Below are 12,312 nucleotides of genomic sequence, written 5' to 3' on the forward strand. Positions count from 1 at the left end.
ACGGGATTTGTGGTGATTATCGCTAAGTCTCGCGGCACAAGTTGGCGTTCGGCGCGCTTTCCCGTAGAATGCCGACCCTTAACTGAGCTCGTAGGCTGAAAGGTGATAACCCTTGACATAGACCGCGCCGGATCCCCGCGTGGATGCGTCATACCAGGAAATAGAGCAATAACCCTAAATGAAAGATAATCGTCCCGCTACTCCGGTCGTTGAACTGCTCGACGTCCATAAAAGTTTTGATGGCAAAGAGATCATTTCCCACTTTAATCTCACCATTAATAATGGTGAGTTTCTCACCATACTCGGCCCTTCCGGCTGTGGGAAAACCACGGTGCTGCGCCTGATCGCCGGTCTGGAAAACGTGGACGGCGGCAATGTCATCCTGGATAACGAGGATATTACCCACCAGCCTGCCGAGCATCGGCATATCAATACCGTATTCCAGAGCTACGCGCTATTCCCCCACCTCAGCGTTTTTGACAATGTCGCTTTCGGATTACGGATGCAGAAAACCCCCGAGGCGCAAATTGCCCCGCGCGTGCTGGAAGCGCTGAAAATGGTGCAGTTGGACGAACTGGCGCCGCGCCGGCCGCACCAGTTGTCCGGCGGACAGCAGCAGCGCGTGGCGATCGCCAGAGCCGTGGTGAACAAGCCCAAGGTTCTGTTGCTGGACGAGTCGCTTTCGGCGCTGGACTACAAACTGCGCAAGCAGATGCAAAACGAGCTAAAGGCGCTGCAACGTACGCTGGGCATCACCTTTATTTTCGTCACCCACGATCAGGAAGAAGCCCTGACGATGTCCGACCGTATCGTGGTGATGCGCGACGGACGCATCGAACAGGACGGCACGCCGCGTGAAATCTACGAAGAGCCGCGTAACCTGTTCGTGGCCAGTTTTATCGGTGAAATCAATATATTCGACGCGACCGTGATCGAACAGATTGACGACCAGCGCGTGCGCGCCCGGGTTGAAGGCTGCGAGTGCGTCATCGCCGTCGGTTTCCCGGTGCATGCCGGGCAGCACCTCAACGTGCTGTTGCGCCCGGAAGATCTGCGGGTAAAAGAGATCGACGAAGGGGCGCAGGCGGACGGCATCATCGGCTATGTGCGCGAACGCAACTATAAGGGCATGACGCTGGAGTCCAGTATCGAGCTGGAAAGCGGAAAAATGGTGATGGTCAGCGAATTCTTTAACGAGGACGATCCCGACGTGGACCACTCGCTGGATCAGAAAGTGGCGGTCACCTGGGTAGAGAGCTGGGAGGTCGTTCTGCACGATGAAGAAGCCGCGTAAACGCTTTCAGAACACCATTATCACCATTATCGTCGCCTGGCTGGTGCTGTTCGTATTCATGCCCAATCTGATGATTATCGGCACCAGTTTTTTAACCCGTGACGATGCGAACTTTATCAGTCTGGCGTTTACCCTGGATAACTACGCGCGGCTGGCCGATCCGCTGTACGCCTCGGTGCTTCTGCATTCGCTGAATATGGCGGCCATTGCGACGCTGTGCTGCCTGCTGCTGGGTTATCCTTTCGCCTTTATTCTGGCGCACCTGCCGCAAAAGGTGCGCCCGCTGCTGATGTTTTTACTGATTGTCCCCTTCTGGACCAACTCGCTGATCCGTATTTACGGATTGAAGCTGTTTTTGAGCACCCGCGGCTACCTGAACGAGTTTTTACTGTGGATCGGCCTTATCGAGTCGCCCTTACGCATCATGTACACCTCGCAGGCGGTGATTCTCGGTCTTATCTACATACTGCTGCCGTTTATGGTCCTGCCGCTCTACTCCAGCATTGAAAAGCTGGATAAATCCTATCTGGAGGCCGCCCGCGATTTAGGCGCCGGCAAATGGCAGCGCTTTGTAAAAATCATTATTCCGCTCACCATGCCCGGCATTATCGCCGGCTGCCTGCTGGTGCTGCTGCCGGCGATGGGGCTGTTTTTCGTGGCGGATTTGATGGGCGGCGCCAAAAACCTGCTTATCGGCAACGTGATTAAAAGCCAATTCCTGAATATCCGCGACTGGCCGTTCGGCGCCGCCACCAGCATCTGCCTGACCTTGATCATGGGGCTGCTGCTGTTGGTTTACTATCGCACCGCCCGCATGCTGAACAAAAAGGGGGAGTTGGAATGATAGGCCGTCTGTTGCGCGGCGGATTTATGTCCGTTATTTACGCCTATTTGTATATCCCCATCATCATCCTGATTGTGAACTCGTTTAATCAGGCGCGTTTCGGCATCAACTGGCAGGGGTTTACCCTCGACTGGTATCGGCTGCTGCTGAATAACGACAGCCTGTTGCAGGCCGCACGGCATTCGCTGACCATGGCGGTATTTTCCGCCACCTTCGCCACGCTGATCGGCTCGCTGACCGCCGTGGCGCTCTATCGCTATCGCTTTCGCGGTAAGCCTTTCGTCAGCGGCATGCTGTTCGTGGTGATGATGTCGCCGGATATCGTGATGGCCATCTCCCTGCTGGTGCTGTTTATGCTGCTGGGGATATCGCTGGGATTCTGGTCGCTGCTGTTTTCCCACGTTACCTTTTGCCTGCCCTTTGTGGTGGTCACCGTCTATTCGCGTCTGAAAGGGTTTGATGTAAAAATGCTGGAAGCCGCCCGCGATCTGGGCGCCGGCGAGGCGACCATTCTGCGCAAAATTATTCTGCCGCTGGCGATGCCCGCGGTGGCGGCCGGCTGGCTGCTAAGCTTTACCCTGTCGATGGACGATGTGGTGGTCTCCTCTTTCGTCACCGGGCCGGCCTATGAAATCCTGCCGCTGAAAATTTACTCGATGGTCAAAGTGGGCGTATCGCCGGAAGTGAATGCGCTGGCGACGATTCTGCTGATGCTGTCGTTATTGCTGGTGCTCGGCAGCCAGTGGGTGCTGCGCGATCGCAGCGGTAAATAATAACGGGTATAACCTTTGGGACTATAAGGAGATCGACGCAATGAAGAAATGGTCACATCTGCTGGCGGCCTGCGCCATGGCTTTCAGCCTTAACGCGGCGCAGGCCGACGACGGCAAAACGCTCTATTTCTATAACTGGACCGAATATGTTCCCCCCGGCCTGCTGGAACAGTTCAGCAAGGAAACCGGCATCAAGGTGATCTACTCCACCTATGAATCCAACGAGAGCATGTACGCCAAGCTGAAAACCTATCAGAACAGCGCTTACGATCTGGTGGTGCCTTCGACCTACTTTATTTCCAAAATGAGTAAGGAAGGCATGCTGCAAAAAATCGATACCGGCAAGCTCGGCAACTTCCATCATCTCGACCCCAACCTGCTGCACAAATCGTTCGATCCCCATAACGACTACTCGGTCCCCTATATCTGGGGCGCCACCGCCATCGGCATTAACCGTGAGATCATCGATCCGGCCAGCGTCGACAGCTGGGCCGACCTGTGGGATACGCAGTATAAAAACAGCCTGCTGCTGACCGACGACGCGCGCGAGGTGTTCCAGATCGCCCTGCGCAAGCTGGGCTATTCCGCCAACACCACCGATCCGCAGCAGATAGAAGCCGCCTACAAAGAGCTCCAGAAGCTGATGCCCAACGTGCTGACGTTCAACTCGGACAACCCCGGCAACCCGTTTATGGAAGGCGAAGTAAACCTGGGAATGGTGTGGAACGGCTCGGCCTACGTGGCCCGCCAGGCCGGTACGCCGCTGGATATCGTCTGGCCGCGGGAAGGCGGCATCTTCTGGATGGATAGCCTGGCTATTCCGGCCAACGCCAAAAACGTCGAAGGGGCGATGAAAATGATCGACTTCCTGCTGCGCCCGGAAATCGCCGCGCAGGTGGCGGAGACCATCGGCTACCCGACGCCGAACCTGGCGGCGAAGAAACTACTGCCGCCGGACGTTTCCGGCGACAAGACGCTGTATCCGGATGAAGCGGTGATTAGCAACGGCGAATGGCAGAACGACGTCGGCGCTGCCAGCACGCTGTATGAAACCTATTTCCAGCAGCTAAAGGCGGGACGCTAACCGCTTCACCCGAACGGCAGGCGGACGCCCTGCCGTTCGGGTGAGCAAACCTGGCGGTCGGCCCACTCATAATACTACCCAGGCTTTTATCGCACGAGCACGTTTCACCTACCTCGGCCTGATGAAAGCGTATTTTCCCTTTCTGCACCCAGACCGCCAGCATCCCTTCGATAACGCCCGGATCGGCGCGAAACGCGCGGCTGATATCCTGCAATGACGACCGCTTTTGCTGTCGCACATAATCGCGTAGTTCAATTAAGCTCATACATCCTCCGAATAGGCGGGATACCCGCCGCGCCTGCGGAATTAACCACTCAGGCGCTTTCGTTCAGGTTTTGCCGGGAAGGCCGATGCTACGGCATAAAACGATCCAAAAAAATGGCCCGTCCCCTGGGGGCAGGCCATCTATGGCTGGATTTGCCCCCCCGGCGAAGAGGAGGCGTTGGAGTGAAGTCAGCACCAGGTTTTAGTCAAGCGACAACCGACCCAGCGGATTAGCGTTTTTCCTGCTGCGCCAGATCCTGTGCGATATGCACCGTTTCGTCCAGATAGGGATCGGGAGCCTGATAGTCTTTCGGCAAATCTTCCAGCGACTTCAGCGGCTTCTTGCCCTCTCTGGCCAGCCGGTCGTTAATCCGGTTCAGGCGCATCGCCTCGTCGTCATCGTTCTCTTTCTCACGCTGGGCAAGATTGAGCGATACCGTATTGCGTTTATCTTTCAACGCGTTATAACGAGCGATATCCTCGGCGATATATTGAAATTCCGGGTCCTTGGCAATGCGCTGCTGATGAAGCTCGTTCAGCGTGCCGATAAGCGGCTTCAGGTCGCCGCTTTTGGTGTAGCTGGCCGCTTTTATGCTATCCCACGGCAGCGCGTTGTCCTCGAATTTCTCTCCGGTGTCCACCGTTTCGGTTCCGGTCGGCATCATCACATCAGGCGTTACCCCTTTCATCTGGGTGCTGCCGCCATCGATGCGATAAAACTTCTGGATGGTGTACTGAACGGAGCCCAATGCCGGCCAGTCGGGGCGCAGCATCTGGTCGTAGATACGATTCAGGGAGCGATACTGCTGTACGGTGCCTTTACCGAAGGTGGGCTCGCCGACAATCAGCGCCCGACCGTAATCCTGCATCGCCGCGGCAAAGATTTCCGACGCCGAGGCGCTGAAACGGTCTACCAGCACCACCAGCGGCCCTTTGTAGTACAGGGTGCCGTCAGTGTCGCTGTCTTCGCGGATTTTGCCGTTATTATCGCGGATCTGCACCACCGGCCCGCTGGGGATAAACAGGCCGGACAGCCCTACCGCCTCGGTCAGCGCGCCGCCGCCGTTGCTGCGCAGGTCAATGACCACGCTGCTGACATGCTGTTTTTCCAGCTTCTGCAACTGCACTTTTACGTCATCCGTCAGCCCGACGTAGAATCCCGGAATATCCAGCACGCCGATTTTCGCCTGGCCGACGTTCTTCACCGACATCTTGACCGCCCGGTCTTCCAGACGGATGCGCTCGCGCGTCAGCGTAACGATACGGGTTTTGGTGCCCTTGCCCGCCGGCAGAATTTCCAGCCGCACCTTGCTGCCTTTCGGTCCTTTAATCAGCGCCACCACGTCATCCAACCGCCAGCCGATAACGTCCACCATCGGTTTTCCATTCTGACCGACGCCGACAACGCGATCGCCCACCGTGATGTTTTTGCTTTTCGCCGCCGGACCGCCGGGTACCATGGAATTAATCACGGTGTAGTCTTCATCCATCTGCAATACCGCGCCAATCCCTTCGAGCGACAGGCTCATTTCGGTGTTGAACTGTTCGGTATTTCTTGGCGACAGATAGCTGGTATGCGGATCGATCTCCCGCGCAAAAGCGTTCATGATCAGTTGGAAGACATCTTCGCTGTTACTCTGCGCCAGACGGCGAATGGCAAACTGGTAGCGCTTGGTCAGCGTTTCCTTGATGTCCTTATCTTCTTTACCGGTCAGCTTCAGACTCAGCCAGTCATATTTGACTTTGGCATCCCACAGGCGGTTCAGCTCGCCGGCATTTTGCGGCCAGGGCGCCTTGTCGCGCTCCAGCTCGAAGGTGTCGTTGCCGGTCAAATCCACCGGCTTGTCCAGCACCGACAACGCATACTGAAAACGCTCAAAACGCCGTTTCTGGGCCAGATTGTATAGCGCATAGGGAAGATCCAGCCGGCCGGACTTCAGTTCGTCGCCCAGCTGCGTTTTCTTATCGGCAAACTGCGCGACGTCGGAGGCCAGCAGCACATTATGGCTGTAGTCCAGCATATTGAGATAGCGGGTAAAGATCTTCTCGGAGAATTGCTCATCCAGCATAAACTGGCGATAGTGCGAGCGCAGAAAACGCGACGCGACTCTGTCGCTCACCGTAGCGTGCTGAGGCTCCTGATGCAGCTGAGGAATCTGTTCAACACGCGTAATATTCTCATTGGCAAAACTCGCGCCCGCCAGCAGTAGGCCTGCGATGACGGTCATTCTGGCTAAATTGTTCATGCCCAGGTTGGCCTCCGTATCAGAACTGCAAATGTTCTGCGCGTACAATCATCGCCATTCCCGAAGCCAGCTGAACCCTGACTTCGCCTTTGGCAATCTCAAGCACAGTGGCATCCATGGCGTCTCTGCCGGCTCTGACTTTGATTTCCTGACCGATTTGCAGTTTGGTGACGTCCGTAACCGCAACCCGCGGAGGCTCGTTGCCGGCGGGCTTAGCCTGACGGGACTGCGCATTGGCGGGTTGCTGAGTAGAGGGCGGCGACTGGCGGGAAGAAGGCTGGCGAGGTTTACGCGGCGAGGCGTTCGCGACGCTACGCTCGCGGCGCGGCGCATTTTTTCCGTTTGCCGGACGAGTGCGCGCGGGTTCGGCCTTTTCTCCGGCTTCACGTTTCTTCGCCTGCTGCTCGGCGCGTTGGGCCTGAACCCTGGCTTTCGCTTCTTCCAGCTGTTTACGAGCATGGTCGACGTGCTGCTGTTCCAGCTCCCCGCAGGGATTGCCGTCCAGATCCACACGCTGCACGCCCAGTTTCACGCCGTACAGATAACGCCAGCTAGAGGTGTAGAGCCTCAATGCGGAACGCAATTGCGTTTTGCTAAGGTTATCCGTTTCGGATACGCGCTCAACAAGATCTTGAAAAATACCGATCTTTAACGGACGTGTTTCACCTTCGGCGGTGAAACAAAGCGGGAACCGCTCTGCCAAAAGGGCAATGACTTCTTTGCTACTGTTCAACTTAGGTTGATTTTCCATGAAATTTCCTGATTACAACGGGTTTGCCAACCGGCGCAGGCATGAACAGGCGTCATTATAATGACGCCATCGGCAAATGCTACGTTATCCTTGCCTCAACGAGGGAGAATTGATAAAAGTCAGCACATCGCTCTCTGCGAGTTGCGTACAAAGCGTCCTCACCACGGCCTTAAGCCCTTCCTCATCGTCTGCGTCAAACCGTTGATAAACAGCGCTGTCAATATCTAAAACGCCGATTGGACGGCCGCTGACCGTCAACGGCAGTACAATTTCGGCGTTACTGGCAGCATCACAGGCAATATGACCGGGAAACACATGTACGTCGCCGACGCGTTGAACCCGGTTTTCAGCCATCGCCCGGCCGCATACGCCTTTACCCAGCGGAATACGTACGCAGGCGACCCGCCCCTGAAACGGCCCCAGAAACAGCCTGTCCTGTTCCAGCAGGTAAAATCCGGCCCAGTTAACATCAGCCAAACGTTCAAACAGCAGCGCACTGCTGTTCGCCAGGATGGTGATAAAACGATTTTCGCCCTCAATCAACGCGGATAAATCGCCGATCAGGTCGCTATAAAATTGTTGTTTGCTCATAAAATACTATTCTATCTTTTTCAATCTACCCAGCCATATGCGCCGCAATAGCCATATATGAGAACCCGCTACAGCATGCCACAAGATTTCTTCATTAGCGCGCAGAATCATTCTCTTTAAATAACGGGACCGCGCATATCGTGCTATTTGTCATTTAATCCCGTCGCTTACCAAGCATAGTCCCGTTTTGCCTGACGCCTCACCCCGTTATGCGACATGGTTCGGCTACAATGTCCGGCACCTGATATACTAGAAAGCGAGTCAATCCGACAGCAGGGAATATGAAAATAGTTAACATAACGAGCCCTGCGCCATTCCCGTCGGCCAGGCCGCCCTATGCCGACGGCGCCGGCATGCCCGCCGGGAAAGCGGCGCGCTATCACCGCTGTCCCGAGTGCGATGCCTTTTTCTCGTTGCCGATCGTCAAACGTAATCAGACGGCAAACTGCCCGCGCTGCAACGCCAGGGTCAGTTCCGGGCGCGACTGGTCCATCTCCCGGCTGGCGGCCATGGCCGTCGCCATGCTGGTGCTGATGCCGTTCGCGTATACCGAACCGTTAATCAGTATCCGCCTGCTGGGCGTCTCCATTAACGCCAGCCTGTTTGAAGGCATCTGGCAAATGACGCGCCAGGGGCATCCGATAACCGCCAGCATGGTGGCTTTCTGTACCGTCGGGGCGCCGCTGACGCTGGTGTTTTCGCTGTTATATCTGTTTTTTGCGCCGCGCATCGGCATGAATCTGCGCCCGATTCTGTTAATGCTGGGCAAACTGAAAGAGTGGATGATGCTGGATATTTATCTGGTCGGCATGGCGGTGGCCGCCATCAAGGTGCGGGAGTTTGCCGACGTGCAGCCCGGCGGCGGCCTGATTGCCTATCTGGTGCTAATGACGCTGAGCGTACTGACCATTATCCACCTGAATGCCGATCAGCTATGGCAGCGGTTTTATCCCCGTCTGCGGCCGATTATTTCGCCGCAACGCTACCGGATATGCCTCGCCTGCCATTTTACCAGCGCGCCCGATAACCGGGGACGTTGCCCGCGCTGCCATGTTCCGCTGCGCCTGCGGCGCAGACACAGCCTGCAAAAATCCTGGGCGGCGCTGATCGCCTCCGTGGTCCTACTGCTGCCGGCCAACCTGCTGCCGATCTCCATTATTTATGTCAACGGCGTGCGTACCGAAGACACCATTTTCTCCGGTATTCTGTCGTTGGCCTCGGGTAATATTCCGGTGGCGCTGGTGGTGTTTATCGCCAGCATTCTGGTGCCGTTTACTAAAGTTATTGTGCTGTGCGGCTTGCTGTTAAGTATTCATCTGCGCATTGAGGACGGCCTCCTCGCCCGAATGAAGATGCTGCGCATCATGCGCTGGATCGGCCGTTGGTCGATGCTGGACCTGTTTGTCATAGCGCTGACGATGTCGCTGGTCAACCGCGATCAATTACTCGCTTTTACCATGGGGCCCGCGGCGTTCTATTTCGGCGCCGCGGTGATTCTAACGATTCTGGCCGTTGAATGGCTGGATAGCCGACTGATGTGGGATAACGATGCAAGACAGAACACCTGAGACACCAACCGCGGCCACGGTGAAAAACAAACGCCGCCTGTCGCCGTTTTGGCTGCTGCCGTTGATTGCCCTGCTGATCGCCGGCTGGCTGGTGTATAGCAATCAACAGGAGCGCGGCGCCACCGTCACCATTGATTTCGTCTCCGCCGACGGCATCGTCGCCGGCCGCACGCCGGTGCGCTACCAGGGGGTTGAAGTCGGCACCGTGCAGGATATTAAGCTCAGCGACGATTTGCGCACCATCCAGGTCGAGGCCAGCATAAAAAACGATATGCAAGAGGCGTTGCGCAGCGGCACCCAGTTCTGGCTGGTCACCCCGAAAGCGTCGCTGGCCGGCGTTTCCGGTCTGGACGCACTGGTGGGCGGCAACTATATCGGTATGATGCCCGGCGAAGGCGAACCGCAGGACCATTTCTCCGCACTGGATACCCAGCCCAAATACCGGGTCAATACCGGCGAACTGCTGATCCATCTGCACGCCGATGATTTAGGCTCGCTCAGTAACGGCTCGCTGGTCTATTACCGCAAACTCCCGGTCGGTAAAATCTACGACTACACCGTCTCGCCGAACCACCATGGCGTGATGATCGACGTGCTGATCGAACGGCGCTTTACCCATCTGGTCAAGAAGAACAGCCGTTTCTGGAACGTCTCCGGCCTCAACGCCGACGTCGGCTTCAACGGCGCCAAAGTCGAAATGGAAAATCTGGCGGCGCTGGTCAACGGCGCCGTGGCGTTTGACTCCCCCGACGAAGGCGAACAGGCCGGCGCGGAGCAATCCTACCGTCTCTATCCCAATCTGGCGCAAAGCCAGCGCGGGGTAGTGATCACGCTCGACCTGCCGTCCGGCGACAATCTGTCGGCGGGCAGTACGCCGCTGATGTATCAGGGGCTGGAAGTGGGAACGCTGGAGAAGATAACCCTTATCCCCGACGGCGATAAAGTCAAAGGAGAGCTGATTATCGACCCGGCGGTGGTCGCGTTAATGCGTGAAGGGACGCGCATCGAGCTGAGCAAACCACGCTTGTCGTTCAGCGATCTGAATATTCCCCGCCTGCTCAGCGGCCCGACGCTGACGCTAATCCCCGGCGAGGGCGAACCGCGCCACCACTTCACCGTGATGGACGACGGCCCGCAACAGCCCGGCGCCCTGTCGATTCAGCTTACCGCCGCGCAAAGCTACGGTATTGATAGCGGACAGCCGGTGTTGCTGCACGGTGTGCAGATCGGTCAGGTGGTTAAGCGCACGCTGGACGAAAAAGGCGTCGGCTTTGTGCTGGCGATAGAACCGCAGTACCGGCAGTTGCTGCATCGCGACAGCAAATTCGTCGCCAATAGCCGCCTGAACGTCAAACTGGGGCTGGACGGCATTCAGATGCAGGGGGCCAGCGCGCAGGAGTGGATCAGCGGCGGCGTTCAGGTGTTGCCCGGCGGCACAGGTGAGGTGCTGCAACGCTATCCGCTCTACAGCGATCTCGAAAAGGCGCGAGAAGGCGTTCGCGGCGCCTCCCCCTCTCCGACATTGACGCTGGTGACCGATAGCCTGCCCGATATCCAGGACGGTTCCATTGTGCTGTACCGCAAGTTTCAGGTCGGTGAAATCATGCATGTGCGGCCGAAAGCGGATTATTTTGAGGTGGACGTCTATATTCGCCCGGAACACCGCAAATTGCTGACGCACAACAGCGTTTTCTGGGCCGAAGGCGGCGCCCGCATCCAGTTGAACTCCGCCGGGCTGACCGTACAGGCATCGCCGCTAAACCGCGCCCTCAAGGGCGCCATCAGCTTTGACAATCTGGCGGGCGCGCCGGAAATCAAAGGCGGCAGGCGGGTGCTTTACGGCACGGAAACCGCCGCGCGCGCCGTCGGCAGCCGTATTACCCTGCGAACCTTCGATGCCGGCAAACTGGCGCCCGGCATGCCGATCCGCTATCTGGGAATCGATATCGGCCAGCTTGAATCGTTGAAGCTCGCGGAGCGGCACAACGAAGTGTTGGTGCAGGCAGTGCTTTATCCCGAATACGTACGCGGCTTCGCCCGCGCCGGAACGCGCTTTTCGGTGGTGACGCCGGAGATTTCAGCGGCGGGGGTCAATCATCTGGAAACCCTGTTCCAGCCCTATATCAATGTTGAACCCGGCGGCGGCGGGGTGACCCGCAGTTTTGAGCTGCAACAGGCTTCCATTTCGGACTCCCGTTATCAGGATGGATTAAACATCAGCGTGGACGCGCCGGAAGCGGGTACGTTACAGGTGGGCACGCCGGTGCTGTTCCGGGGAATTGAAGTGGGCACCGTGACCGGGCTGTCGCTGGGCGTCCTGTCCGACCGCGTCTCCGTCGCCCTGCGCATCAGTAAACGCTACCAGCATCTGGTGAGGAACAACTCGGTATTCTGGCTGGCATCCGGCTATAACCTGGAGTTCGGCCTCACCGGCGGGGTGATAAAAAGCGGCACCTTCCAGCAATTTATCCGCGGCGGCATCGCTTTCGCCACCCCGGCCGCCACCCCGCTCTCCCCGCGGGCGCAGGAAGGAAAACATTTCCTGTTGCATAACGAAGAGCCGAAAGAGTGGCGGCAATGGGGCACGGCGATCCCCGCCAACTAAGCATGCACAGAGACCGCGGAAAACTTACCCCACCCCAGCCCCTTCGCCTGTCTCTTAGTCACATATACTGTTAACGGTATATGTGAGTTCAGCGCTATTTCGTGCGCTAGAAGGCCGTCATTTCTCTGCTATATCGCAGCACGCGCCCGACGCAGGGTGGTTCAAGCGCCACCACCCTCCGGACCCGGGCTGTGGCTGAAATCACGTCGCTGACGCGATGCCTTCGGCGGTCGCCCCCTTTCCCGAACCGCCAGTGACGCGTTCCCGACGCGGCACTGGCTTGCGCCGCTTC

The 12,312-nt window shown here is 57.4% G+C and carries 10 protein-coding genes; 6 read left to right on the top strand and 4 right to left on the bottom strand.

From position 1 onward, the window contains the following. Positions 1 to 178: 178 nt before the first annotated feature. Genes potA through potD form a run of 4 tightly spaced genes read left to right on the top strand, consistent with a single transcriptional unit; the run spans position 179 to position 3,995 of the window. Complete coding sequence (gene potA, locus EH206_RS12045) at positions 179 to 1,294, top strand: spermidine/putrescine ABC transporter ATP-binding protein PotA (protein WP_009113041.1); 1,116 nt, start codon at positions 179 to 181, stop codon at positions 1,292 to 1,294. After that, the gene (gene potB / locus EH206_RS12050; RefSeq protein ID WP_009113042.1) at positions 1,278 to 2,138 is read left to right on the top strand and encodes a spermidine/putrescine ABC transporter permease PotB; all 861 of its coding nucleotides are present in this window, start codon (positions 1,278 to 1,280) and stop codon (positions 2,136 to 2,138) included. The genes potA and potB overlap by 17 nt, the downstream gene beginning before the upstream one ends. Beyond that, positions 2,135 to 2,911, top strand: coding sequence for a spermidine/putrescine ABC transporter permease PotC (potC, locus tag EH206_RS12055; RefSeq protein ID WP_009113043.1), 777 nt, complete (start codon positions 2,135 to 2,137; stop codon positions 2,909 to 2,911). Before potB ends, potC begins: the two co-directional genes overlap by 4 nt. 40 nt (positions 2,912 to 2,951) lie before the next feature. Next, entirely contained in the window at positions 2,952 to 3,995 is a 1,044-nt protein-coding gene (gene potD / locus EH206_RS12060; protein ID WP_009113044.1) for a spermidine/putrescine ABC transporter substrate-binding protein PotD, read from the top strand. Here potD and EH206_RS12065 read toward each other — a convergent pair. The 4 genes from EH206_RS12065 to EH206_RS12080 all read right to left on the bottom strand — a co-directional run bounded on the left by EH206_RS12065 (position 3,910) and on the right by EH206_RS12080 (position 7,847). Further along, a complete protein-coding gene (locus EH206_RS12065) occupies positions 3,910 to 4,260 on the bottom strand; it encodes a FeoC-like transcriptional regulator (RefSeq protein WP_009113045.1) in 351 nt (116 codons plus the stop codon). The two genes, potD and EH206_RS12065, sit on opposite strands and share 86 nt — an antisense overlap. A 229-nt stretch (positions 4,261 to 4,489) precedes the next feature. Then, positions 4,490 to 6,505 carry a carboxy terminal-processing peptidase gene (gene prc / locus EH206_RS12070; protein ID WP_009113046.1) on the bottom strand — a complete coding sequence of 672 codons (2,016 nt, stop codon included), beginning with the start codon at positions 6,503 to 6,505 and terminating at the stop codon, positions 4,490 to 4,492. Positions 6,506 to 6,524: 19 nt separating this feature from the next. Next, entirely contained in the window at positions 6,525 to 7,256 is a 732-nt protein-coding gene (gene proQ, locus EH206_RS12075; protein ID WP_009113047.1) for an RNA chaperone ProQ, read from the bottom strand. Positions 7,257 to 7,340: 84 nt separating this feature from the next. Beyond that, entirely contained in the window at positions 7,341 to 7,847 is a 507-nt protein-coding gene (locus EH206_RS12080) for a GAF domain-containing protein (protein ID WP_009113048.1), read from the bottom strand. Between the two features lie 281 nt (positions 7,848 to 8,128). Here EH206_RS12080 and yebS point away from each other — a divergent pair, with 281 nt between their 5' ends. Together yebS and EH206_RS12090 are read left to right on the top strand one after the other, a co-directional pair. Further along, the gene (gene yebS / locus EH206_RS12085) at positions 8,129 to 9,415 is read left to right on the top strand and encodes a membrane integrity lipid transport subunit YebS (RefSeq protein ID WP_009113049.1); all 1,287 of its coding nucleotides are present in this window, start codon (positions 8,129 to 8,131) and stop codon (positions 9,413 to 9,415) included. Then, complete coding sequence (locus EH206_RS12090; RefSeq protein WP_009113050.1) at positions 9,396 to 12,020, top strand: PqiB family protein; 2,625 nt, start codon at positions 9,396 to 9,398, stop codon at positions 12,018 to 12,020. Before yebS ends, EH206_RS12090 begins: the two co-directional genes overlap by 20 nt. Positions 12,021 to 12,312: the final 292 nt, after the last annotated feature.

Source organism: Brenneria nigrifluens DSM 30175 = ATCC 13028 (assembly GCF_005484965.1).
Lineage (GTDB): Bacteria > Pseudomonadota > Gammaproteobacteria > Enterobacterales > Enterobacteriaceae > Brenneria > Brenneria nigrifluens.

Excerpts from the sequence above, each read along its gene's own strand:
- prc (WP_009113046.1), bottom strand. The coding sequence starts at position 6,505 with ATGAACAATTTAGCCAGAATGACCGTCATCGCAGGCCTACTGCTGGCG.
- EH206_RS12065 (WP_009113045.1), bottom strand. The coding sequence starts at position 4,260 with ATGAGCTTAATTGAACTACGCGATTATGTGCGACAGCAAAAGCGGTCG.
- potD (WP_009113044.1), top strand. The coding sequence starts at position 2,952 with ATGAAGAAATGGTCACATCTGCTGGCGGCCTGCGCCATGGCTTTCAGC.
- proQ (WP_009113047.1), bottom strand. The coding sequence starts at position 7,256 with ATGGAAAATCAACCTAAGTTGAACAGTAGCAAAGAAGTCATTGCCCTT.
- EH206_RS12080 (WP_009113048.1), bottom strand. The coding sequence starts at position 7,847 with ATGAGCAAACAACAATTTTATAGCGACCTGATCGGCGATTTATCCGCG.
- EH206_RS12090 (WP_009113050.1), top strand. The coding sequence starts at position 9,396 with ATGCAAGACAGAACACCTGAGACACCAACCGCGGCCACGGTGAAAAAC.
- potB (WP_009113042.1), top strand. The coding sequence starts at position 1,278 with ATGAAGAAGCCGCGTAAACGCTTTCAGAACACCATTATCACCATTATC.
- potA (WP_009113041.1), top strand. The coding sequence starts at position 179 with ATGAAAGATAATCGTCCCGCTACTCCGGTCGTTGAACTGCTCGACGTC.
- yebS (WP_009113049.1), top strand. The coding sequence starts at position 8,129 with ATGAAAATAGTTAACATAACGAGCCCTGCGCCATTCCCGTCGGCCAGG.
- potC (WP_009113043.1), top strand. The coding sequence starts at position 2,135 with ATGATAGGCCGTCTGTTGCGCGGCGGATTTATGTCCGTTATTTACGCC.